Annotated in this window: 28 protein-coding genes, 1 other RNA gene and 4 pseudogenes; 20 read left to right on the top strand and 13 right to left on the bottom strand. The window is 70.7% G+C overall.

Annotated elements, in window-relative coordinates:
- Positions 1-110: 110 nt before the first annotated feature.
- From polA to O0235_RS01390, 3 genes and pseudogenes are all read right to left on the bottom strand, one after another.
- Positions 111-2682 (bottom strand): annotated as a pseudogene (gene polA, locus O0235_RS01400) (DNA polymerase I).
- Positions 2683-2720: 38 nt separating this feature from the next.
- Positions 2721-2843, bottom strand: a complete 123-nt coding sequence (locus O0235_RS01395) for a hypothetical protein (protein WP_270056803.1) — start codon at positions 2841-2843, stop codon at positions 2721-2723.
- Between the two features lie 58 nt (positions 2844-2901).
- Entirely contained in the window at positions 2902-3171 is a 270-nt protein-coding gene (locus tag O0235_RS01390) for a hypothetical protein (protein WP_270056802.1), read from the bottom strand.
- Here O0235_RS01390 and O0235_RS15300 point away from each other — a divergent pair.
- The 6 genes and pseudogenes from O0235_RS15300 to O0235_RS01370 all read left to right on the top strand — a co-directional run.
- Positions 3152-3583, top strand: a pseudogene (locus O0235_RS15300) (acyl-CoA dehydrogenase family protein); the annotation flags it as partial. The gene O0235_RS01390 and the pseudogene O0235_RS15300 overlap by 20 nt on opposite strands.
- Positions 3584-3776: 193 nt before the next feature.
- Positions 3777-4094, top strand: coding sequence for an acyl-CoA dehydrogenase family protein (locus O0235_RS01385; protein WP_373324350.1), 318 nt, complete (start codon positions 3777-3779; stop codon positions 4092-4094).
- Positions 4095-4239: 145 nt separating this feature from the next.
- A pseudogene (locus O0235_RS15295) lies at positions 4240-4407 on the top strand (ABC transporter ATP-binding protein); the annotation flags it as partial.
- A gap of 110 nt (positions 4408-4517) precedes the next feature.
- Positions 4518-4991, top strand: a complete 474-nt coding sequence (locus O0235_RS15290) for an AAA family ATPase (RefSeq protein ID WP_373324349.1) — start codon at positions 4518-4520, stop codon at positions 4989-4991.
- Entirely contained in the window at positions 4988-5902 is a 915-nt protein-coding gene (locus O0235_RS01375; RefSeq protein ID WP_270056800.1) for an ABC transporter permease subunit, read from the top strand. The genes O0235_RS15290 and O0235_RS01375 overlap by 4 nt, the downstream gene beginning before the upstream one ends.
- A gap of 21 nt (positions 5903-5923) precedes the next feature.
- Positions 5924-6187 (top strand): flagellar biosynthesis anti-sigma factor FlgM, encoded by a 264-nt coding sequence (locus tag O0235_RS01370; RefSeq protein ID WP_270056799.1) that lies wholly within the window; start codon positions 5924-5926, stop codon positions 6185-6187.
- On the opposite strand, the gene O0235_RS01365 is transcribed toward O0235_RS01370, so the two are convergent.
- From O0235_RS01365 to O0235_RS01355, 3 genes are all read right to left on the bottom strand, one after another.
- Positions 6184-7272: a CoA transferase gene (locus O0235_RS01365; RefSeq protein ID WP_270056798.1), complete on the bottom strand. Its 1089-nt coding sequence runs from the start codon at positions 7270-7272 to the stop codon at positions 6184-6186. The two genes, O0235_RS01370 and O0235_RS01365, sit on opposite strands and share 4 nt — an antisense overlap.
- A complete protein-coding gene (locus O0235_RS01360) occupies positions 7269-7403 on the bottom strand; it encodes a hypothetical protein (protein ID WP_270056797.1) in 135 nt (44 codons plus the stop codon). Before O0235_RS01360 ends, O0235_RS01365 begins: the two co-directional genes overlap by 4 nt.
- Positions 7404-7567: 164 nt before the next feature.
- Complete coding sequence (locus tag O0235_RS01355) at positions 7568-7975, bottom strand: thioesterase family protein (RefSeq protein WP_270056796.1); 408 nt, start codon at positions 7973-7975, stop codon at positions 7568-7570.
- Between the two features lie 91 nt (positions 7976-8066).
- Here O0235_RS01355 and rnpB point away from each other — a divergent pair.
- The 7 genes and pseudogenes from rnpB to O0235_RS01320 all read left to right on the top strand — a co-directional run bounded on the left by rnpB (position 8067) and on the right by O0235_RS01320 (position 12129).
- An RNA gene (gene rnpB / locus O0235_RS01350) (RNase P RNA component class A) lies at positions 8067-8433 on the top strand.
- Positions 8434-8528: 95 nt separating this feature from the next.
- Positions 8529-8714 (top strand): YbbN family protein, encoded by a 186-nt coding sequence (locus tag O0235_RS01345; protein WP_270056795.1) that lies wholly within the window; start codon positions 8529-8531, stop codon positions 8712-8714.
- Positions 8648-9460, top strand: a complete 813-nt coding sequence (locus O0235_RS01340) for a tetratricopeptide repeat protein (RefSeq protein ID WP_270056794.1) — start codon at positions 8648-8650, stop codon at positions 9458-9460. The genes O0235_RS01345 and O0235_RS01340 overlap by 67 nt, the downstream gene beginning before the upstream one ends.
- Positions 9457-10107, top strand: a complete 651-nt coding sequence (locus O0235_RS01335; RefSeq protein WP_270056793.1) for a hypothetical protein — start codon at positions 9457-9459, stop codon at positions 10105-10107. The genes O0235_RS01340 and O0235_RS01335 overlap by 4 nt, the downstream gene beginning before the upstream one ends.
- A complete protein-coding gene (locus tag O0235_RS01330) occupies positions 10077-10541 on the top strand; it encodes a hypothetical protein (protein ID WP_270058005.1) in 465 nt (154 codons plus the stop codon). Before O0235_RS01335 ends, O0235_RS01330 begins: the two co-directional genes overlap by 31 nt.
- An 89-nt stretch (positions 10542-10630) precedes the next feature.
- A pseudogene (locus O0235_RS15285) lies at positions 10631-11265 on the top strand (SDR family NAD(P)-dependent oxidoreductase); the annotation flags it as partial.
- A 3-nt stretch (positions 11266-11268) separates the two neighbouring features.
- Positions 11269-12129 carry a PAS domain-containing protein gene (locus O0235_RS01320; protein WP_373324399.1) on the top strand — a complete coding sequence of 287 codons (861 nt, stop codon included), beginning with the start codon at positions 11269-11271 and terminating at the stop codon, positions 12127-12129.
- Here O0235_RS01320 and O0235_RS01315 read toward each other — a convergent pair.
- Positions 12119-12856 (bottom strand): tyrosine-protein phosphatase, encoded by a 738-nt coding sequence (locus O0235_RS01315; protein WP_270056792.1) that lies wholly within the window; start codon positions 12854-12856, stop codon positions 12119-12121. The genes O0235_RS01320 and O0235_RS01315 overlap by 11 nt on opposite strands.
- 113 nt (positions 12857-12969) lie before the next feature.
- Here O0235_RS01315 and O0235_RS01310 point away from each other — a divergent pair, with 113 nt between their 5' ends.
- Together O0235_RS01310 and O0235_RS15280 are read left to right on the top strand one after the other, a co-directional pair.
- Positions 12970-13827 carry a M20/M25/M40 family metallo-hydrolase gene (locus O0235_RS01310; RefSeq protein WP_373324347.1) on the top strand — a complete coding sequence of 286 codons (858 nt, stop codon included), beginning with the start codon at positions 12970-12972 and terminating at the stop codon, positions 13825-13827.
- Positions 13793-14059 (top strand): M20/M25/M40 family metallo-hydrolase, encoded by a 267-nt coding sequence (locus O0235_RS15280; protein ID WP_373324346.1) that lies wholly within the window; start codon positions 13793-13795, stop codon positions 14057-14059. Before O0235_RS01310 ends, O0235_RS15280 begins: the two co-directional genes overlap by 35 nt.
- On the opposite strand, the gene O0235_RS01300 is transcribed toward O0235_RS15280, so the two are convergent.
- The 4 genes from O0235_RS01300 to yqeC all read right to left on the bottom strand — a co-directional run bounded on the left by O0235_RS01300 (position 13963) and on the right by yqeC (position 16002).
- Positions 13963-14598, bottom strand: a complete 636-nt coding sequence (locus tag O0235_RS01300) for a hypothetical protein (RefSeq protein ID WP_270056791.1) — start codon at positions 14596-14598, stop codon at positions 13963-13965. The two genes, O0235_RS15280 and O0235_RS01300, sit on opposite strands and share 97 nt — an antisense overlap.
- Before the next feature lie 2 nt (positions 14599-14600).
- Positions 14601-14810 carry an ACT domain-containing protein gene (locus tag O0235_RS01295; RefSeq protein ID WP_270056790.1) on the bottom strand — a complete coding sequence of 70 codons (210 nt, stop codon included), beginning with the start codon at positions 14808-14810 and terminating at the stop codon, positions 14601-14603.
- A gap of 66 nt (positions 14811-14876) precedes the next feature.
- Positions 14877-15257, bottom strand: coding sequence for a hypothetical protein (locus O0235_RS01290; RefSeq protein WP_270056789.1), 381 nt, complete (start codon positions 15255-15257; stop codon positions 14877-14879).
- A complete protein-coding gene (yqeC, locus tag O0235_RS01285) occupies positions 15220-16002 on the bottom strand; it encodes a selenium cofactor biosynthesis protein YqeC (RefSeq protein WP_270056788.1) in 783 nt (260 codons plus the stop codon). The genes O0235_RS01290 and yqeC overlap by 38 nt, the downstream gene beginning before the upstream one ends.
- 22 nt (positions 16003-16024) lie before the next feature.
- Here yqeC and mobA point away from each other — a divergent pair, with 22 nt between their 5' ends.
- The 5 genes from mobA (at position 16025) to O0235_RS01260 (ending at position 20025) form a co-directional block, all read left to right on the top strand.
- Positions 16025-16642, top strand: a complete 618-nt coding sequence (gene mobA / locus O0235_RS01280) for a molybdenum cofactor guanylyltransferase (RefSeq protein WP_270056787.1) — start codon at positions 16025-16027, stop codon at positions 16640-16642.
- 205 nt (positions 16643-16847) lie between these two features.
- The gene (locus O0235_RS01275; RefSeq protein ID WP_270056786.1) at positions 16848-18248 is read left to right on the top strand and encodes a MoxR family ATPase; all 1401 of its coding nucleotides are present in this window, start codon (positions 16848-16850) and stop codon (positions 18246-18248) included.
- Positions 18249-18311: 63 nt separating this feature from the next.
- Positions 18312-18788, top strand: a complete 477-nt coding sequence (locus tag O0235_RS01270) for a GNAT family N-acetyltransferase (protein ID WP_270058002.1) — start codon at positions 18312-18314, stop codon at positions 18786-18788.
- Between the two features lie 38 nt (positions 18789-18826).
- Positions 18827-19162 (top strand): RNHCP domain-containing protein, encoded by a 336-nt coding sequence (locus O0235_RS01265; RefSeq protein ID WP_270056785.1) that lies wholly within the window; start codon positions 18827-18829, stop codon positions 19160-19162.
- On the top strand, positions 19159-20025 hold the full coding sequence (locus tag O0235_RS01260; protein WP_270056784.1) for an acyl-CoA thioesterase: 867 nt from the start codon (positions 19159-19161) through the stop codon (positions 20023-20025). The genes O0235_RS01265 and O0235_RS01260 overlap by 4 nt, the downstream gene beginning before the upstream one ends.
- Here the strand turns inward: O0235_RS01260 and O0235_RS01255 are convergent.
- Positions 19979-21301, bottom strand: coding sequence for a dihydrolipoamide acetyltransferase family protein (locus O0235_RS01255; RefSeq protein WP_270056783.1), 1323 nt, complete (start codon positions 21299-21301; stop codon positions 19979-19981). The genes O0235_RS01260 and O0235_RS01255 overlap by 47 nt on opposite strands.
- Before the next feature lie 4 nt (positions 21302-21305).
- On the bottom strand, positions 21306-22289 hold the full coding sequence (locus tag O0235_RS01250; protein ID WP_270056782.1) for an alpha-ketoacid dehydrogenase subunit beta: 984 nt from the start codon (positions 22287-22289) through the stop codon (positions 21306-21308).
- Positions 22290-22292: the final 3 nt, after the last annotated feature.

Genomic DNA, 22292 nt, shown 5'->3' with positions numbered 1-22292 from the left:
CGTGGCCGGGAATCTTCGTCACCTCGGCGAGCATGCCCTCGTAGCTGCCGGTATCGGCCATGCGGCCCTCCTTGAACCAGGTTCGGATGTGCGCGCGAGTATACCCGCGCCTACTCCATCTCGCCCCAGTTCCGCCCCTGCTTCAGGTCCACCTTTAGCGGCACCTTCAGCTCGATGCTCGCCGGCATGATCCGCGCCGCCAGCTCGCGAATCGCCTCAACCTCGTCCGCCGGGCACTCGAAAATCAGCTCGTCGTGCACCTGCAGGATCATCCGGCTCCGGAAGCCCCGCTCCCGCAGCTCCGCATCCACGCGAATCATCGCCACCTTGATGATGTCCGCCGCCGTCCCCTGGATCGGCATGTTGATCGCCTCCCGCTCCGCCGCCGACCGCACCTGGAAGTTCGAGCTCCGGATGGCCGGCAGGTACCGCCGACGCCCGAAGAGCGTCTGCGCATAGCCGTGCTCCCGCGTGAACGCCAGCGTCTCCTCCTGCCACCGCGCGATGCCCGGGAAGTTCCGGTAGTACGACTGGATGAACGCTTCCGCCTCCTCTCGCGTCATCCCGGTGCGGCTTGCTAGCCCGAACTCCCCATCCCGTAGGCGATGCCGAAGTTCACCATCTTCGCCGTGTCGCGCATCTGCCGCGTGACCTCCGAGGGGTCCACGCCGTACACCGTCGCCGCCGTCGCCCGGTGGATGTCCTGGTCCGCGAGGAACGCCTGGATCAGCCCCTCGTCGCCCGTGACGTGTGCGAGGATGCGCAGCTCGATCTGCGAATAGTCCGCGCCCACCAGCCACGGGTCATCGAACCCGCTCGCGACGAACGCCCGCCGGATCGCCCGGCCCGTGTCCGTCCGCACCGGGATGTTCTGCAGGTTCGGGTTCACGGAGCTCAGCCGGCCCGTCGCCGCCACCGTCTGCTGGAAGTCGGTGTGGATCCGCCCGTCCTCCGCCACCGCCGCCGGCAGCGCGTCCGCGTACGTCGATTTCAGCTTCGTCAGTTCGCGGTACTGGAAGATGAGGTCGATGATCGGCGTCAGCGGCCGCAGCGATTCGAGCGACCGCTGGTCCGTGCTGTACCCCTGCGTCGTCTTCCGCGTCTTCGGCAGCCCGAGTTCGCCGAACAGCACGTCGCTCAGCTGCTTCGGGCTCGCGATGTTGAACTCGTGCCCGACGATGGCGAAAATCTCGCGCTCCGCCTTCGCCGCCTCTTCGCCGAGCTGCCGCGAGGCCTCCCGCAGCACCGTGAGGTCGACCGCCATGCCGGCCTTCTCCATCCGGTACAGGACCGCGATGAGCGGCATCTCCATCTCCGCGAACAGCGCCCACTGCCCCCGCTCCCGGAGCTCCTCCGCCAGCGGCTCCCGCATCCGGAGCGCGTAATCCGCCTGCTGGCAGGCATACGGCAGCACCGTATAGACGCTCTCCTGCCCCAGCATCGTCGCGTTCCGTCCCGACCCCGTCAGCGACTCCACCGAAATCAGCTCCACGCCCATCCGCTCGTTGACCAGCGCGTTCAGCGTCGAGGACGTCTCGCCGAGCAGGAACGCCGCGATGGCGACGTCGAACCGGTGCCCCGCCAGCGTCATCCCGGCCCGGTCGAGCAGGTGGAGCAGGTACTTCGTCCCGTACGCCGTCTTCTCCAGCGCTTCATCCGCGAGCAGCGGGCCGAGCACCTCGCGCACATCCGCCAGCCGCGCCTGCGGCACCTCGTAGTCCATCCGCGGCGCGTGCCCCACCGGCACGTACCACGCCCGGCCCGGCGCGGTCGCGAACGCCAGCCCCAGCAGCATCGGGTGGCTCGAATCGCCGGTCGTCGTGATGCCTGCGAGGGCGAACCCTCCCGCTGCCCGCAGCTCCGCTGCCAGCGCCTCCAGCTCGCTGCGGCTCTCCGCGTCCCGGTAGTCCACTTCCACCGCTGCCGCGGCGGCCACCTCCTTCCGCGCGCCGAGCACCTCGTCCAGCCGGCGCGCCAGCACCCGGAACTCCAGCTCCCGGAAGAGCGCCGCGACCCGCTCCCGGTCGAAGTCCCGCACCCGGCACTGCTCGAGGTCGAAGTCGACCGGCACGTCCGTCCGGATGGTCACCAGCTCCTTGTTCCGGAACGCGATCTCCCGGCCGTCGATGAGCTTCTGCTTCACCGCGCCCCGGACCAGCTCGATGTTGTCGTAGATCTTCTCGAGCGGGCCGAACTGGCGGATGAGGTCCGTCGCTGTCTTTTCGCCGATGCCCCGGATTCCCTCGATGTTGTCGCTCGTGTCGCCTTTCAGCGCCTTGAAATCGACCATGTACTTCGGGCTGAAGCCCCAGCGTTCCGCCGCCTTCGCCTCGTCGTACTCCACCGGGTCACGCTGGAACGGCCGAAGCATGAACAGCTTGATGTTCGGCCCCAGCAGCTGCACGAGGTCCGTGTCGAGCGTGGCGATGTACGTCTCGATGCCCTGCTTCGCCGCCGCGACCGCGATCGTCCCGGCGACGTCATCGGCTTCGTACCCCGGGACCTCGTAAATCGGGATGCCGAACGCCTCCAGCAGCTCCCGCACTTTGGCCATCTGCCGAAGCAGCTCGGGGGCGTCTCGCGCCGGGTCGCCTTGTACGCCTCGAGCTCCTCGTGCCGGAACGTCTTCCCGCCCGCATCCCACGCCGCGCAGATGTGCGTCGGCCGCAGCACGTCCAGCACCCGGATGAGCGTCTCCGCATAGCCGTGCACCGCGAAGGTCAGTTCCCCTTCGAGGTCATCAGCGGGTGTTCCGTGTTCGCGAACGCGAAGAACGCGCGGTAGAGAATGCCGTGCGAATCCAGCACGACGAGGCGGGGTTTGCCGTCCGTTCTCCCGGGCACCCGCCCAGTATAGGCCACCGCTGCGGCCCCGGGCCCCTCGCTCCACCACGCCGCCTCGCTACACTATCCCCGGCCGCAACTGCGGCTGGAGCCCCTGCACATGGATTTTCGCCTCACCCCCGAACAGCAGGCCTTCCAGGCGGAAGTCATCGACTTCATCGAGCACGGCCTTCCCGCCGGCTGGGACGAAGAATTCGAGTCCCTCGAAGACCGCCTCGCCATCGAACGCGACATCATGAAGCGGCTCGCCGCAAAGCGCTGGCTCGCCCTCCCTGGCCGAAGGAGTACGGCGGCCTCGGCGCCTCCCCATGCAGCAGATGCTCTTCAACGAGCAGATGGCCTACCACGGCGTCCCCGGCACCGTGAACATGGGCGTCGCCTGGGTCGGCCCCGTCGTCATGCTCTACGGCACCGAAGAGCAGAAGGCCCGCTACCTCACCCGCATCGCCGACGGCACCGACCTCTGGTGCACGCTCTACTCCGAGCCCGGCGCCGGCTCCGACCTCGCCGCCATGCAGACCCGCGCCGTCCGCGACGGCGACGATTACATCATCAACGGCCAGAAGATCTGGACCACCTTCGGCCACTACGCCGACTGGGGCTGGCTCGCCGCCCGCACCGACCCCAACGCCCCCAAGCACAAGGGCATCTCCACCTTCGCCGTCAAGATGGACAGCCCCGGCATCACCGTCCGGCCGCTCGTCAACATGGCCGGCACCCACGAATTCAACGAAGTCTACTTCGAAGACGTCCGCGTGCCCGCCAGCCAGCTCATCGGCGAAGAAAACCGCGGCTGGTACAACGTCGCCGTGGGCCTCGATTTCGAGCGCTCCTCAATCGGCGCCACCTCCAACGCCCGCCGCACGGTCGACGACCTCGTCGCTTACCTGAAGGAGCGCCGCGGCCGAGACCCCCGACGCCATCCGCCACCGCATGGCCGAGCACGCCATCGGCGTCCAGCTCCTCCGCAACATGGCCTACTACATCGCCTCCCAGCAGGAGAAGACCGGCATCGCGCCCACCCGCGAAGCCCAGATGGCCAAGCTCTTCGGCGCCGAACTCCAGCAGCGCATCGCCGCCACTGCCGTCCAGATCTTCGGCATGGAAGGCCAGGCCGCCCGCCCCGGCGCGAAAGCCCTACGCTACCAGTACCTCCTCCTCCGGAGCGTCGCCAACACCATCGAAGGCGGCACCTCCGAAATCCAGCGCACCGTCATCGCCACCCGCGGGCTCGGGCTGCCGCGCGAATGACGGCCGCAGCCGCGCCGCCAATCGCAACGCGCGGCCTCACCCGGCGCTTCGGGCGGCTCACCGCCGTCGATGACCTCGACCTCGCCGTCGAACGCGGCGAGGTCTTCGGTTTCTCGGCCCCAACGGCGCCGGCAAAACGACGACCATCCGCCTCCTCCTCGGCTTCCTCAACCCCACTGCCGGGACCGCCGCCGTCTTCGGGCGTCCCGGCGCAGACCCCGCTGTCCGACGCCGCATCGGCTACCTCCCGGCCGACCTCGCCATCGACCCCCGCTACACGGCCCGCGACGTCATCGAGTTCTTCGGCGCGCTCCGCGGCGGCTACGACCGCCAGTTCACCGCGAGCCTCCTCGAACGGTTCGCCCTCGACCCGGCGCGCCCCTCGGCGACCTCAGCACCGGGAACCGCCGAAAGGTCGGCATCGTGCAGGCGTTCATGCACCGCCCCGACCTGCTCATCCTCGATGAGCCCACCTCCGGCCTCGATCCGCTTCTCCAGCAGGAGTTCCACCGCCTCATCCGCGAAGAAGTGGCCCGCGGCGCCACCGTCTTCCTCTCCTCCCACGTCCTCCCCGAGGTCGAAGCGCTCGCCTCCCGCGTCGGCATCCTCCGGAAGGGCCGGCTCGTCACCGTCGCGTCGATCGACGACCTCCGCCGGAAGGCCCGCCAGCGCATCGACATCTTCACCGCCGGGCCTGTCCCCCGCGGCCTGTTCGAAGCCGTACCCGGCGTTCGCTCGGTCGCCTACCACGACGGCGGCGTCCAGCTCGTCGTCGAAGGGACCGTCGATGCCGTCATCAAGGCCGCCGCCGCGCTCACGGTCGAACGCATCCACACCCCGGGGCAGGACCTCGAAGACCTGTTCCTCGAGTACTACGAGGCGAGCGACGAAACATGACCATCCTCCGCCGCGCCCTCCGCGACCGCCGCAACGCCCTCCTCTGGTGGATGCTCGGCCTCGCCGTCCTCAACCTCTTCACGCTCGCCTTCTACCCCACCGTCCGGGGCCAGCAAAACTTCGATGAGCTCGTCCAGCAGATGCCCGAGGCGCTCCGCGCCATGTTCGGCATGGAGGACGGCGTATCGCTCAGCTCCGCCCCCGGCTACCTCTGGGCGCGGCTCTTCTCTTCGCTCCTCACGGTCCTGCTCGTCATCTACGCCATCGTCGGTGGCGCCGGCCTCATCGGCGGCAGCGAAGAGGATGGGACGCTCGAACTCATCCTCGCCAACCCCGTCTCCCGCGCGGCGGTTGCCTTCCAGCGCTTCCTCGCCCTCCTGCTCCTCCTTGCGGCGCTCACCCTCTTTGCCGCCGTCACGCTCGTCCTCATGGCGCTGCCGTTTTTCGCGCTCGAGGGCGTCGAGGCCGGCGGCCTCGCCGTGGCGTTCGCCGGCCTCTTCAGCCTCGCGTCCCTGCACGCCTCGGTCGCGTTCGCCGGCGGCGCCATCGCCGGCCGCCGCGGCCCCGGCCTCGCCGCAGGCACGGTGCTCGCGGCCGGCGGCTTCCTCGCGCAGGGCCTGCTCGCCGCTGCTGGCGCCCCGGCGTGGGTCCGCAACCTCAACCCCGGCACTGGTACCTCGAGCAGAATCTCCTCGCCTTCGGCCCGCGGTGGGAGGCCGTCGTCCCGGCGCTCGCGCTCGCGGCGCTCCCCGTCGCCGCCGGCATCGCCGTCTTCCGCCGCCGCGACCTCCGCTGAGACCCTCCAGCGGCCGGTACAGGGTTCTCCCTGCTTCCCGATTGTGAACATTCCGAAAGAATCCCGCCGGAACCCCTGCGCACCCATCCGCCACGTGCCGTTCACCATGGTGTAACGCCCGCGCGGAGGTGCCAGCATGGCCGCATCGAACCAGGACCCGAAGCCCGCCGTCGTCCCCTTCGACGACCGCACCCGCCGCATCCTCGAGCTTCGCGAGCTCATCCGCACCGGCCGCTACTGCCCGGACCCCCGCGAGGTCGCCCGCGCCATCCTCGAGCACGCCCGCACCGCGCCCGCCTTCGACGACGCCCCGGCAGCGCCGGCGTTTCAGCCGTCACGCTTCATCGTCCGCACCGCCCCTGCGGCCCCTGCGCAGGACCGCGCCCGCGCCGCGTCCTAGTTCCGGTCGAGCCAGCGCGGCTCCCCGCTCCCCGGCGGCGCCGTCGGCAGCTCCCAGTGCGGGTCCGTCTCCGACATCCGCAGCGCGGGGCGGAGGAACCGCATCCGCCCGTAGCCCGTCTCCCGCTCCAGCATCGCCGCCGTGAGGTCGCCTGTGCCCGCCGCGTCGGCGGGATCGAGGTCGTCGCCGAGGTCGAAGTACCACATGCTCGTCCGCGCCAGCGACACCCGCACCAGCCACGACCCGCCCTCCATCGCCCGCCGCCGCAGCGCCATCATCGCTCCAACTGCCCCGAAGTACCCCGTCGTGTAGTCGTTCATCGCCGCCGGCGCCAGCACGGGCGCGCCGTCGCCGCCCTGCCGCACGCAGATGCCCGTCGCCGCCTGCGCGAGCTGCTCCCAGCCCGGCCGCCCGTCCCACGGCCCGCCGAACCCGAACGCGTTCTCCGCGACATAGATGATGCCGGGCCGCAGCTCCGCCGCCTGCTTCGGCCCGAAGCCTCGCCGCTCCAGCGACCCCCACTGGAACCCCTGTGAAAACACGTCCGCGCCCCGGACCAGCTCGCGGAGGGTCGCCGCCTGCTCCGGGTCCGCGAGGTCGAGGTGCGCCTGCCGCTTCCCGTGGCCCGTGTCCATCTCGAACCGCTCGATGGTCGGCAGGTTCGGGCTCGCGATGTGCAGCACGTCGGCCCCGTGCTCCGCCAGCGTCCGCGCCACCGTCGGCCCGGCCAGCACCCGCGTCAGGTCGAGCACGCGCACGCCCCGCAGCGGCCGGTCCGCCTCAGCGAGCGGCTCCGGCGGCGCGTCACCGATGCGCTCCAGCGTCACCACCGGCTGCGCCGCGAGCACCTGCCCCTGCGGATGCGCGCGCCATTCCTCCCGCGTCCGGCACACGGCCGCGCACAGCCCCTGCGCCGCCAGCGCGTCCTCCAGTTCGAACGCCCCGCGCCGCTGCGTCGCCGCCGCGATCTCCTCCGCCGTCGCGCCCTCGCCGAGCCCCAGCTCAGCGAGGATCCCCGGCCCGTGCGTGAAACTCCCGTGGAGGTGGATGAACCGCCCGTCGCCGCACGGCCAGATCGCCGTCACGTTCGACCCCGCCCGCGGCGGCGGCGCCCCGCCTGCCCGTTCACCTCCAGCACCATGTAGCTGCGCAGCGACGCCGCGGCATGCCGCACATCGACCCGGATCGCCTGCGGGCGCCCCCGCGAAGCTCCCACAGCCGCGCCGCCTCCTGCCCGGCGAGCGCCAGCGCCACCGCCGCCCCTTCCCCGAGATGGAACGGCGTCGGCAGGACCGGGTCCTCGCCGGTGATGGCGATATCCAGCGCCGGGTCGAGCTCCAGCCCGGCGCGCCGCGAACCACGCGGCCCGGTCGCGGTCCATCAGCGGCCTCCCGGCAGCTTCGCTGCCAGCCGGCCCTCGAACCGCGCCCGGTCGACCACGAACCGCTGGTGCGTCCCGTGGCCCACCTGCTCCGCGCCGTCGTGCGCCGTCCATGCGAAGTCGAACCGCCGCCCGTCCACGGCCACCAGCTGCACCTCCGCCGTCACCTCCATCCCCTCCGGCGTCGCCGCCGTGTGGTTGATCACGATCTGCGCCCCGACCGTCATCTGCCCCTCGTCGAGGTGCTGCGCCATCCACTCTGCCGCCGTTTTCTCCACCAGCGCGCCCAGCGCCGGCGCCGAGAACACATCCGGCGTCCCTGCCACGATGCGGCTCGCGAAATGCTCCGGCGCGCACCGCACCGAACCGTGCGCCACCGCGCCGACCTGCATCGCTTCGATGCCCATCTGCCAGTCCCCCGGTTCCGAACTGCCGCCGCATCATACCGGACCCGCCGCCGTCGACAGCCTCACCCCGCCCGCGGGACAATAGAAGTGTCCAGCAGGCCGGGCAGCCGCTCCTCGCCCCGCGCGGGAGAGGAAAGTCCGGACTCCACCGGGCAGGGTGCCGGTAACGCCTGGGCGGCGCGAGCCGACGGAAAGTGCAACAGAAACATACCGCCGCCAGCCCGCGGCACCGGGCAGGCGGTAAGGGTGAAATGGTGCGGTAAGAGCGCACCGGCGTCCCGGCAACGGGGCGGCCGTGCAAACCCCACCCGGAGCAAGGCCGAATAGGGAGGAGGGTGCCCGGCCCGTCATCACTCCCGGGTTGGCCGCTAGAGCGCGTCAGCGATGCCGCGCCCAGAGAGATGGCTGCCGCTCCGCTCCGCGGGGTACAGAATCCGGCTTACAGGCCTGCTGGACGCACCTCCGGACCAGGCCGCGCGCTGCCCGTTCCATACCCCTCCGGGTATGCTACGATCATTCCACCACGACGAATTCCCACGACGGAGTGCTCCCAATGCCCGCCGCAACCGTCATCGAAGTCACCGACGCCACCTTCGCTGCCGACGTCCTCGAACGCTCGAAATCCCTGCCCGTCGTCGTCGACTTCTGGGCCCCTGGTGCGGCCCCTGCCGCATGCTCGGCCCCGTCATCGAAAAAGTCGCCGCCGAAAACGAAGGCCGCGTCGTCCTCGCCAAGCTGAACACCGACGAAAACCCCCGCACCGCGATGCAGTACCGCATCCAGGGCATCCCCGCCGTCAAGGCCTTCAAGGACGGCAAGGTCATCGCCGAGTTCACCGGCGCCTACCCCGAGCCCCAGGTCCGCGCCTTCTTCCAGAAAGTCATCGGCGCCGCCGGCTCCGGCGCCTCCACCGCCGACGACCTCCTCCGCAAGGGCGACGTTGCCGGCGCCGAGCGCGAATACCGCGCCATCCTCGAGAAATCCCCCAACGATGCCGGCGCCATCGTCGGCCTCGCCACCATCCTCCTCGCCCGCGGCGCTCGAAGCGAAGCCGAGAAGCTGCTCGAACGCGCACCCACCGACCGCCGCGCCAAGGCGCTCAAGCACCGCATCTTCCTCGATGAGTTCCGCCAGAAGCACGCCGGCGAAGACCTCGAAGGCGAGGCCCGCCGCAACCCCCGCGACCCGCGCGCCCGCTACCGCTGGGGCGTCATGCTCGCCGCCCAGGAAAAGTACGAGCAGGCGCTCGACGAGCTGCTCGAATCCGTCCGGCTCGACCGGACCTTCGCCGACGGCGCCGCGCGCAAGGCGATGCTCGCCATCTTCGACATCCTCGGGCTCGACTCCCCGTCACCCGCGAGTACCAGCGCCGCCTCTCCAGCGTCCTCTTCTGACGGCGCGCTGTCCGGCCCCGCCGCACCGATCGCCCGTACCCCGGTCCCGGGAGATAATCGCGCAAACATAACCTCCCGGGACCGCCCATGATCATCCACATGGCCGAAGGCGCCACCATCGAGCAGGTGGAGCGCGTCATCAACCGCATCACCCAGGACTACGGCCTCCGCTGCGAAACCATCGTCTCCAGCACCACCGTCATCGGCGTCAAAGGCGTCGCCTCCATCGTCGATGAGGGCCGCATCCTCGAACTCCCCGGCGTCGACCGCGTCATCCGCATCACCGAGAAATACAAGGACGCCTCCCGCACCTTCCATCCCGAGGACACCATCGTCTGGATCGACGGCCGCGTTCCCGTCGGCGGCCCCCACCTCACCTTCTTCGGCGGCCCCTGCGCCATCGAATCCGAACAGCAGGCCCTCGAATCCGCCCGCATCGCCAGGGCCGCCGGCGTCGATGTCCTCCGCGCTTTCGTCGATAAGTCCCGCACCAGCCCCTACGACTACCGCGGCCTCGATATCAAGAAAGGCCTCGAAATCGTCGCCGCCATGAAGGCCGAGACCGGCCTTCCCACCGTCTCCGAGCTCATCGACCTCCGCCACCTCGACCTCTTCCTCGAGTACGGCATCGACGTCATCCAGATCGGCGCCCGCAGCGCCCAGTACTCTCCCTCCTCGAAGAACTCTCGAAGGTCGATAAGCCCGTCATCCTCAAACACGGCTTCGGCAACGACATGAACGAATGGCTCTGCGCCGCCGCCTACATCATGTCCGGCATCGACCGCGAACGCCGCTCCGTTTCCGAGGGCAACCGGAACGTCATCCTTTGCTATCGCGGCATCAAGAGCTTCGAAACCGAAACCCGCTTCGCCGCCGATATCGGCATGATCCCCATCGTCCGCCTCAAGTCCCACCTGCCCCTCATCGCCGACCCCTCCCACTCCTCCGGCGACCGCAAGCTCGTCGAGCGCGTCACCTACGGCTTCGTCGCCGCCGGCGTCCAGGGCATCGAGTTCGATATCCACTCGAACCCGGCCGAGGCCCTCTGCGACGGCAAGCAGGCGGTCAACCACGAAGCGGCCCGCATCATCGAAAACGCCCGCCGCATCCACGCCCTCCTCGCCGGCGTCGGCATCGAATCCGGCAGCTCCGTCGCCGCCGCCGCGAAGTAGCCGCCGGGGAAGCCCACACGCCCGCGATGGCGTAGCATTCGCTCGCACATCCGCTTCCTCGGAGGAACACCCCATGGCAGTCCGTCTCGATGGCCAGGTCGTCCTCGGTCACCGGCGCAGGCCGCGGCCTCGGCCGCGCCTACGCCATCGACCTCGCGAAGCATGGCGCGAAGGTGATCGTCAACGACTTCGGCGGCTCCGTCTCCGGCGAAGGCCACGACGACACCCCGGCCCAGCAGGTCGTCAACGAAATCAAGGCGCTCGGCGGCGAAGCGATCGCCGACGGCGGCGACGTCGGCAGCTTCGAAGACTGCTACAAAATGGTGAAGCTCGCCATCGACACCGGGGCCGCCTCGATGCCGTCGTCGCCAACGCCGGCATCCTCCGCGACGTCACCATCCACAACATGAGCGAGCAGGACTGGGACAGCGTCATCCGCGTCCACCTCAAGCAGTGCTACAACCTCGCCCATCACGCCTGGCCCGTCTTCCGCCAGCAGGCCTACGGCCGCTTCGTCATGGCCACCAGCACCTCCGGCCTCATCGGCAACTTCGGCCAGGCCAACTACGGCGCCGCCAAGGCCGGCATGTACGGCCTCATGAACGTCCTCAAGCTCGAGGGCGAGAAGTACAACATCAACGTCAACCTCATCGCCCCCGCCGCCCAGACGCGCATGACCGCCAACCTCATGGGCCGCGACCCCAACGACCCCGAGCGCGCCGTCGTCATGGCCCCCGAGCATGTCGCCCCGGCCGTCACCTACCTCTGCTCCCCCAGTGCGAAGAGAGCGGCATCTGCATCGCAGCCTCCGGCGGCCGCTACTCCCGCATCGCCATCGTCGCCAACCGCGGCGTCAGCTACGACCCCCACGAGTTCAAGGACGCCGACTGGTTCGCCGAGCACTGGAGCAAGATCACCGACCTCTCTGACGCCTACGTGCCGTGGTCCTTCCGCGAGACCCGCGAAGAGCACTACGCCGCGAAGAAAGCCGCCGGCCGGGCTGATTCCCCGCCCCGGCACCGCAGCGGGCCGGCCCGGGCGCTCCCCGGCCGGCCCGTTTTCGCGCCGAACTGCGCTGGAAACCGGCATCCGGACGGCGTACCGTCCCGGGCATCACTCCCCGGAGGCCGCCATGGACGCCGCCCTTGCTGCCCTGCTCCTCCAGCAATCGCCCGACGCCGTCATCTTCGCCGGCGCCGATGGGGTCATCCAGGTCTGGAATCCGGCCGCCGAGGCCCTCTTCGGCTACGCCGCGGCCGAGGCTGTCGGGAGCGACCTCAACATCATCATCCCCGGGCAGTTCCAGGACGCCCACTGGAAGGGCTACGACCGCGCCCTCGCCGCCGGCGAAACGAAGTACGGCGGCCGCGCCCTCGCAACCCGCGCCCGCCGCCGCGACGGCCGCGAGTTCTACATCGAAATGACGTTCGCCATCGTGAAAGACCAGGCCGGGGCCGTCCTCGGCGCCCTCGCCCACTGCCGCGACATCACCGAACGCTTCGAACTCGACCGCCAGCAGCGCCGCCGGCTGCGCGACCTCGAGGCCGAACTCGAGCAGCTCCGGAGGGGCAGCGCCCCTACGCCGTAAGCCGCGCGCGCACCGCCGAGAGCGCCGTATCGCTCACGCCGATTGCCCGCGCGTACCCCTCCGCCGAGCCGAACCGCGCCCGCAGATGCCGCAGCGTCGCCTCCATGTCCTCCCGGGGCGCCGCCAGCAGCGCGGCTGCCCGCTCCTCGTCGTACCCCCGCTCCCGCATCTGCGGCAGCCACTGGTCCTTCAGCGGCGCCAGCAGCAGCTCGGTTACCGTGTAATCCTCGATGATCGCCTCATCTTCCACGCCTGCCAGCTCCAGCAGCAGCGCAGCTGCGACGCCGGTCCGGTCCTTCCCCGCCGCGCAGTGGAAGAGCACCCGCCCCTCCGCCTCCGCGAGCGTCTCGAACAGCGTCCGATAGGCCGACATGCCCATCTCCGGGAACATCGCGTACACCGCCGCGAACCCGGGGAATTCGTTCGCGAGCCCGACCGGCGAAGCGTCGTGCTGGAACACTGGCGCATGCACGACGCGGATCCCGTACCGCCGCGTGTCCGGCGTCACGTCCCGCTCCCGCTCCACATCCGACCGGAAATCGACGATGGTCAGCACCTCCTGCTCGCGGAGCTGCTCGAGCCCCCGCTCCGTCAGGCGGTGCAGACTGGCCGAGCGAATGGTGACATCCGTCGTCACGGTCCCGCTCCCGGTGCGGTAGCCGCCCAGGTGGCGCACGTTGTGCGCGACTTCGAGCCGAAGCTCCCGGCTGAGGGTAGACGTTTCCATACTTCCACCGTGCCACGCCCGCGTGAAACGTTCATTAACGGCGCGAGAAATGTTGCTCCCCGCGCGCCGGCGTATCCTCTCCCGCGCGAGACCGCGCACCCGGAGTTCGCCCCGTGATCACCCGCGACCGCGTCGTGCAGACGTTCCTCGACCTCGTCGCCATCGATTCGCCGTCCGGCGACGAGGACCGCATCGCCGCCGAACTCGAGCGCCGCCTCCGCGCCCTCGGCCTGCAGGCCGCGCAGGATGCCGCCGGCAACGTCCTCGCCCGCCTCGAAGGCGCCGGCGAGCCGCTCCTCCTTTCCGCCCACATGGATACCGTCGAGCCCGGCCGCGGCATCAAACCCCGCTGGGATGGCCCGGATATCATCCGCAGCGACGGCACGACCATCCTCGGCGCCGACAACAAAGCCGGCTGCGCCGTCATCCTCGAAGTCCTCCAGTCGCTCATCGAGGACGGCGGCAGCCACCGGCCAGTCGAAGTCGCCATCAGCCGCGGCGAAGAGGTCGGCCTGGTCGGCGCCGCGAATATGGACTACTCCCGCATCTCCGCGCGCGTCGCCATCGTCATCGACAGCGGCGGCCCGCCCTCGAGCATCCAGGGCCAGGCGCCCTACCACTACACCTGCGACATCGAGGTCCACGGCCGCAGCGCCCACGCCGGTCTCGAGCCCGAGAAGGGCATCCCCGCCATCACCATCGCGGCCGAGATCGTCGCCGGCCTCCCCAGGGCCGCCTCGACAGCGAAACCACCGGCAACGTCGGCGTCATCCGCGGCGGCCTCGTCCGCAACGCCGTTCCCGACTACTGCCTCGTCCAGGCAGAGTTCCGCTCCATGGTCGAAGAAAAGCCGAAACCATCGCCCGCAACGTGCGCCGCCATCTCGACCTCGTCCGCGAGCGCCACCCCGGCGCCCGCATCGAGGCCCGGCTGGGCATGGCCTATCCCGGCTACCGGCTCGAACCCGGTGACCCCGCGGTCGAACTCCTCTACCCCGTCCTCCGCTCGCTCGGCTTCGAACCCAACCCCCACCCGGTCGGCGGCGGCACCGACGGCAACGTGTTCCGCGGCCGCGGCATCAGCGCCGTCGTCATCGGCCGCGGCGGCTACAACCAGCACACGAAGGACGAATACCTCGTCATCCCGGAGATGCTCGACTGCGCCCGCGTCGTGGAAGCTGCGGCCCGCTCCGGCGCCGGCTGACGGTCAGGCTGCTCCGAGCGTGATCGCCCGCGCCGGCAGGCTGCCCGGCGCCCCGGCGCCCAGGGCCTCGCAGCCGGCCCCGCCCCGAGCGCGGGCGCCACAGCCATCGCCAGCGCTTCGAGCCGCTCCAGCTCGCCCCGGTAGAACGGAACGTTCGTGCAGCGGAACGCCGCCGCAATCTCCGTCCCGCCCAGCGGCGCGAGCGCGACCCACGCCGCCCGCGTCTCCGCCGCGAAGGCCGCCGGCGCCCAGCCCTCGGCTGCCGGGAACGCTGCGGCCGTCCGCTGCTCCAGCACCCACCGCCCCGCGAACGGCTCCCGCGGGCCGATGACCGCCGTCGCCGGCAGCCCGGCCACCGGCACGAACCCGCCCGTATCGATGCACCGCAGCACGGCCGCCCGGTCGGCCCGCATCACCCGGATGATGCCGCTCACCGCCCGCGCCGCCGCATCGACCCGCGTCGGCGCGCCCGTCGCCGCCGCGATCGCCCGCCCCATCTCCACCGCCGGGTCCGCGACCGGCGCATCGAACGTCCGCACGCTCACCTCCGGCCAGAACCCCCGATCGCCGCGCCGATGTCCTCCGCCGTCGCCGCCTCCAGCAGCAGGTCATCGACCACGTACTCGCCCTCATGCGACACCACGTCGAGCCGGACGATATCGACCCGGTGCGCCGCGAGCGCCGTCGTGACCGCCGAGAGCGCCCCCGGCCGGTCGGGCATCGTGATGCGGATGGAGCGGACGACTGCCATGCCACGAGCTTGCCAGCCGCCCGTTGCCGCCGCATTTCGAGCGGATTTCGCCCGTGTTGCGCCGCCTCAGCCCAGCGTCTCCCGCTCGAATGTCCCATTCGCCAGCTCGCTCAGCCGCCGGGCGAGCGCCCCGCTCCCCTTCCGCACCGGCTCAAACCGCCATGCGAACGCCTCTTCGAACACCTCCGCCGTCGCCCGCGGCACCGCGCCCTCCCGCGCCATGATCCATGCCCCGGCGAGCAGCCGCAGGTGGTACATCGTCGAACCCCGGTACGTCTTCGCGTCCAGCTCCTCGACCACCGCCGCGAACTCGCCCGCCACGCGCTCGGCCAGCGCTGCGGCCGGCAGCTTCACCAGCGGGTCGCGGTCGACCACCCGCCCGAACGACGTCATCAGGTTGCCGTAAATCTCATCCGTGATGCGCGGCCGGCGCCGAAACCATCCCATGTCGCGTTACCCCGTACACGATGCCCAGGTGGGCGGTCGCGATGACTGCGGCCTCGAACCCGCCCGCCGCCAGCGCGTCGGCGAGCCGCACCGCATCCCGGCTCCCGTCGAACCCGGCCGGGGCGTTCAGGAGCGCCAGCAGCCGCGCACCCGGCGGCACCCCTTTCCGCCCGCCCTCCGGGTGGAGGAGCACGGCCGCCATCGCCTCGGCCGTCAGCGGCTGCCCGGGCTGCAGGCCGCACAGCCGCGCCGCCAGCTCCGGCCGGTGCACCCAGCGCTCATCGAGCGGCCGCCCGAGCGCCTGCAGCCCCGCGCAGACCACCACGTGCGTCGCCGCGCCGGGGATGACGGGCTCGTGCGCCGCCGGCGCCTTGAACGGCCGGTGCGCCGACCCGTCCGCCTCGACCAGCACGATGCGGCCCGGCTCGCGGAGGCGGTCGACCTCACCCGGCGCGAAGCCGAGCAGCCGCCCCCGGTCGCCCTCCCCGCTGACCAGCGTGACCGCGCCGCCGGCAGCGAGCGCTGCCGCGCAGCGCTCCGCCGCCCCGCCGGGCTCGGCGGCGGCTAGCGGCGGCATCGGCAGCCCGGCCGGCCGGGTGAACTTCACCGTCGTGGTCACCGCCGCCGGGATGCCGCGCTCCTGCGCCTCGAACGCCAGCCGGAACACGAGGCTCGTCTTGCCCCCGCCGCCGACGGCGGCCACCATGGAGCCCGGGCCAGCGCCGAATGCCTCCAGCAGCGACATCCCTCCCATCGTACGGCCTTCCATGAGCCCCGGCATCGAGGCGGTCATCCTCGCCGGCGGCCGCAGCACCCGCTTCGGCCGCGATAAAGCCTCCGCCCCGCTCCGCGGCCGACCCCTCCTCCAGTGGGTCGCCGAAGCGGTCGCCCCCGCCGTCGAGCGCATCATCATCGTCCGGGCCCCGGGCCAGCCGCTGCCGGCCATCGAAGTTCCCCTGCCGGTCGAGGCCGCCGAGGACGAGCTGCCCGGCCGCGGTCCGCTCGCCGGGCTCGCTGCCGGCTTCGCCGCCGTCCGCGCCGGCCTCGCCTTCGCCTGCTCGTGCGATGCCCCGCTCATCGCCCCTGCGCTGGTGACCGGGCTCGCGGCCGTCGCCCGCGAAACCGGCGCCGACGTCGTCCGGCCGCTGGTCGGCGGCTTCCCCCAACCGCTCGTCGCCGTCTACCGCCCCGCCGCCTGTCTCCCCGCCTTCCGCCGCGCCCTCGAGACCGGCGCGGGCGGCCTCCGCATCGTCGCCGCCTGCGAAGGTCTCCGCGTCGTCGAACCGGGCGAAGCCGACCTGCGCCCCTTCGACCCGGACCTCCGCAGCTTCCTCAACGCCAACACCCCCGAGCGTCTCGCCGAGATCGACCGCCTGCTGGGCTGACCTTCCCCCTTGCCCGCCATGCCAGCCTGCTTACCCTCGGTTGACACGCCTTGGGGGCACCCTATGATCGAGCCAGAGGCCCGGCACCCTCGAAGTTCCGGGCGCACTGCCTCCACGGCAGTGTCCGGGATCGGGCTCGCGCCGGGGGCGCCGCCCTCCATCGGCTCCCGGCATCCGCCGGTAACCAACTCGGAGTGGGACACCAGTGACGACACTCGAACGGCCTCGCACGGTAGGCGAACTGCGCGCCTCCGGGTACCGCGTCCTCCCCGTCCGCGAGGAGATGCGCAAGAACCTCATCGCCAAGATCCGCAGCGGCGAACCCCTCTTCCCCGGCATCTACGGCTACGAAGACACCGTCATCCCCCACATCGTCAACGCGATCCTCGCCGGCCAGGACATCATCTTCCTCGGCGAGCGCGGCCAGGCGAAATCCCGCATCATCCGCTCCCTCGTCTCCCTCCTCGACGACGAAATCCCCATCCTCGCCGGCTGCGAAATCCCCGAAAACCCCTTCGAACCGATCACCCAGGCCGGCCGCGACATCCTCGCCGAGAAAGGCGACGACGCCGAGCTCGAATGGCTCCCGCGCGATAAGCGCTACGGCGAAAAGCTCGCCACCCCGGACATCACCATCGCCGACCTCATCGGCGAGGTCGACCCCATCAAGGTCGCCGAAGGCCGCTACCTCAGCGACGAGCTCACCATCCACTACGGCCTCATCCCCCGCACCAACCGCGGCATCTTCTGCATCAACGAGCTCCCGGACCTCGCCGAGCGCATCCAGGTCGGCCTCCTCAACATCATGGAGGAGCGCGACGTCCAGATTCGCGGCTACCGCATCCGCCTCCCGCTCGACGTCTTCATCGTCGCCTCCGCCAACCCGGAGGACTACACGAACCGCGGCCGCATCATCACCCCGCTCAAGGACCGGTACGGCGCGCAGGTCCGCACCCACTACCCGACGCGCATCGAGTACGAAATCGACATCATGGAGGCGGAGCACCACCCGGTGCCGGCCGACTTCGACGTCGCCGTTCCGCAGTACATGAAGGAGATCATCGCCGAGATCAGCCGCCTCGCCCGCCGCAGCCCGGATATCAACCAGCGCTCCGGCGTCAGCGTCCGCGCCTCCATCGCCAACTACGAATCCATGCTCGCCAACGCGCTGCGCCGCGCCATCGTCACCGGCGAAGACCGCGTCGTCCCGCGCGTCAGCGACCTCCCGTACGTCGTCCCCGCCCTCTCCGGCAAGGTCGAATTCGAAACCGTCGAAGACGGCCGCGAAGACCAGATCATCGAAAAGCTCATCCAGGGCGCCGTCGTCGCCGTCTTCAACCGCTCCTTCAACCTCGGCGAGCTCGAACCCGTGGTCAACCGCTTCAAAGCCGGCGTTGCCGTCGAAGTCGGCGATATGGTCCCGTCCCGCGAGCACGCCGCCATCGCCCGCCAGATCGAAGGCCTCATGCCCGCCATCGACAAGCTCGGCGGCAGCCGCAGCGACGCCGAAACCGCCGCCGCCCTCGAATTCATCCTCGAAGGCCTCCACCTCAACAAGCGGCTCAACAAAGACCGCGTCGGCGGCAAAACCCAGTACCGCGGCTAAGGTGACTGCCACCGACCTCCGCATCCGTGACATCGAACCGGCTGGCCCCCTCTTCGAGGGGCCATCGCCGTCTACGGCGACGCCTTCGCCGAGCCGCCCTACAGCGACCTCGACCGCGGCCGCGAAGTCCGCGCCCGCATCCGCGATACCCACCGCCACCGCAAAGGCTTCCGCTTCCTCATCGCCGAATCGGAGGGCGCCGTCCTCGGCATGGCCTACGGCTACCGCGGCGAAGACGGCCAGTGGTGGCACGATGCCGTCGCCCGCTGGCTCGGCCCCCGCAAGTCCGCCGAATGGCTCAGCGACGCCTACGAGGTCGTCGAAGTCGCTGTCGCCCCGTCCGCCCAGGGCCGCGGCATCGGCGCCGCCCTCGTCACCGCGCTCCTCGAGGGCCGCCCCGAGCGCACGGCCGTCCTCAGCACCCGCACCGACAGCCGCGCCCACGAGCTCTACCACCGCCTCGGCTTCGAATACCTCGCAGAGATGACGTTCACCGCCGGCGGCTGGCCCTTCTACATCATGGGCCGCCGCCTCCGCTGACCGTAACCGCCGCTGGCGCTACCTTTACGCTCAGCCCCATGCCCGATGCCGAGACCTTTCGCTGCATCAAGTGCCGGAGCACGGTCGAAACCCTCGCCTTCGGCACCACGCAGCGCAACCACTGCAACCAGTGCCTCTGGAGCCGCCACGTCGACAACTTCCCCGGCGACCGCAAGGCCGCCTGCGGCGGCCCCATGGAGCCGCTCGCCGTTTTCGTCGCGCCTGACGGCGAATGGATGCTCATCCACCGCTGCAAATCGTGCGGCGTCCTCCACGAAAACCGCATCGCCGGCGACGACAACCTGATGATCCTCATGGCCATCGCCGCCCGGCCGCTCGCCAACCCACCTGTCCCCCTGGAGTACCTCCCGTGACCCGCAGCCGCGCCCTCGACCTGCTGCTCCAGAATCTCCAGCTCGAACGGCTCGACCGCGACCTCTTCCTCGGCCAGCCCGGGCCCGGCAGCGGCCGCCTCTTCGGCGGCCACGTCGCCGCCCAGTCCGTCATGGCCGCAGGCCTCACCCTCGAACCCGGCGCCGGCTTCATCCATTCCCTCCACGCCTATTTCCTGAAAGGCGGCACCCACGACGTGCCCATCCGCTTCGTCGTCGACCGCATCCGCGACGGCCGCACCTTCTCCACCCGCCACGTGGTCGCCTACCAGGGCGGCGAAGCCATCTTCGACCTCTCCGCCTCCTTCGCCCGGCCCGAAGACGGCGTCGCCCACCAGGACGTCATGCCGAGCGCGCCGCCGCCCGACGGCCTCCCCGACTGGGAAGACGTCCGCGGCGAAATCCTCGAAGACGCCGAGCGCCGCCGCCGGTCGCAGCCCATCGAAATCCGCGTCGTCGACCCCGACCTGCCGGGCGAGCGGCTCCCCGCCCGCCGCCGCATCTGGATGCGCCCGAACGGCGACCTGCCCGATGACCCGCTCATCCACGCCGCCGTCCTCACCTACGCCAGCGACCGCACCCTCCTCTCCACCGCCGCCCGGCCCCACGGCCTCACCTGGGGCCGCCGGATGTCGGCGAGCCTCGACCACGCCGTCTGGTTCCACGGCCCCGTGACGTTCAACGACTGGGTCCTCTACGCCAGCGAGAGCCCGGTCGCCCGCCACGCGCGCGGCCTCATCTTCGGCTCGATCTGGACTCCCGGCGGCCTCCGCATTGCCTCCGTCGCGCAGGAGGGCCTCATCCGCATCCCCCGCGACCGCGTCGAAGACCCGCCCGGCCGCTAGAGCGCCAGCGTCGCCGGCTGCTCCAGGATCCCCGGATCTCCGTGATGAACCGCGCGCCTTCCGCGCCGTCCGTCACCCGGTGGTCCGCGCTCAAGGCCACCTTCATCACCTGCCGCACCACGACCTCGCCGTCGCGCACCACCGGCTTCGGCATCACCGAACCGACGCCGAGGATGGCGGCCTGCGGCGGGTTGATGATCCCGATGAGCGTCTCCACCCCGTAGGCGCCCAGGTTCGTGATCGTGAACGTCCCCTCGCCGTACTCCGCCGCGGTCAGCTTCCCGGCCCGCGCCCGTTCGATCAGGTCCTTCGTCTCCTGCGCGATGCGGCCGAGCGACTTCGCCTGGCAGTCGAGCACCGCCGGCGCGATCAGCCCCTCATCGAGCGCGATGCCGATGCAGATGTTGATGCGGTCGTGCATCCGCAGGCCCTCGTCGCTGTACGCCGCGTTGAACTTCGGGTGCCGCTCCAGCGCAATCGCGCACGCTTTCACGATGAGGTCGTTGATCGTGACCTTCTGACCCTCCGGCAGGCCGGCGTTCAGCTGCGCCCGGAACGCCAGCGCGTCCGTCATGTCGATGTCGAGGGTCAGGTAGTAGTGCGGCTGCGTCTGCTTCGAAAGCGTCATGCGGTGCGCGATCGCCTTCCGCATCTTGCCCAGCTCGGCTACCTCGCCTGGCGCTGCTGCGGGAGCAGCTGCCGGCCGGGGCGCCGGGGCCGCCGGAGCGGCCGGCTCAGGCTCCCGCGCGGGCGCCGGGGCCGCGCACCGCGCCGCAATCGCGGCCTCGACGTCCCGCCGCAGGATCCGGCCGTCCGGCCCGGAGCCCCGCAGCCCCCGGATGTCGAGCCCCGCCTCCTTCGCGATCTTCCGCGCCACCGGGCTGATCCGGATGCGTCCCTCGTCGGGCTCGGCGGCAGCCGGCGCCGCTGCGGCCGGTGCCGGTTCCGGCTTCCGCGCCGCCGCCTTCACCTCCGGCTCGATCTCCCGCTTCGCCGGCGGCGGGACGGGCTTCCGCGCCACCTCCGGCGCCGCTTCGCTCGGTTCGCCAAGGATGGCGATGACGTCGCCGACCGGCACGATGTCGCCCTCGTTCGCCACCAGCTTCAGCACGGTGCCCGATTCGAACGCTTCGAGCTCCACCGTCGCCTTGTCCGTCTCGATCTCCGCGATGACGTCGCCCCGCTTCACCTGGTCGCCGACCTGCTTCAGCCAGCGCACGAGCGTCCCCTCGATCATGTCGGCGCCCATCTGCGGCATCGTCACTTCGATCGTCACCGGCCTACTCCTTGAACATCCCGAGGACCGCCTCCACGACGTCCTCTTCCGAGGGCAGAGCGTGGAACTCCAGGTTGCGATTGTAGGGAAGCGGCACATCCTTGCACGCCACCCGCGCCACCGGCGCATCCAGCCAGTCGAACGCCCGCTCCATGATCTGCGCCGCCAGCTCGCCCCCGAACCCGCCGAACTTCCACGCATCCTCCACGATTACGGCCCGGTTCGTCTTTTTCACCGACCGGATCACGGTGTCCATATCCAGCGGCCGCAGCGTCCGCAGGTCGATGACCTCCGCGCTGATCTCCTCCTGCTGCTCCAGCAGCTCCGCGGCGCGGATCGCCTGGTGGACGCTCCCGCTGTAGCCCACGATCGTCACGTCCGTTCCCTCGCGCACGACGTTGGCCACCCCGAATTCGACCAGGAAATCGGGATCGTCCGGCACCTCGCCGCGGAGGCCGTAGTTCGCCGTGTGTTCGATGAAGATGACCGTGTTCTGGTCGCGGAACGCGCGCTTCAGCAGCCCTTTCGCATCGGCCGGCGTCGAGGGGCACACCACCTTGAGCCCCGGGAAGTGCGCATACAGCCCCTCGAGGCTGTGGCTGTGGGTCGCCGCCAGCTGCGAACCGCCCCCGCTCGCCATCCGGATCACGAGCGGCACGTTGATCTGCCCGTTCGACATGTGGAGCAGCTTCGCCGCGTTGTTCACGATCTGGTCCAGCGCGAGGAAGCTGAAGTTGATCGTCATGATCTCGACCATCGGGTGCAGCCCGCCCATCGCCGCACCGATGCCGATGCCGACGATGGCCGATTCCGCGATCGGCGTATCCCGCACCCGCTCCTCACCGAACTCTTCCAGCAGCCCCTTCGTCACCGCGTACGAGCCGCCGTACAGCCCGATGTCTTCGCCCATCAGGAAGATCCGCTCGTCCCGGAGCATCTCCTCGCGCAGCGCTTCCCGGAGCGCGTCCCGCATCCGCATGATGGCCATCGC

This window comes from Tepidiforma flava (assembly GCF_027594505.1).
GTDB lineage: Bacteria > Chloroflexota > Dehalococcoidia > Tepidiformales > Tepidiformaceae > Tepidiforma > Tepidiforma flava.
Note: the sequence above shows the minus strand (reverse complement) of the source record. Positions and strands in the feature narration are given on the sequence as shown.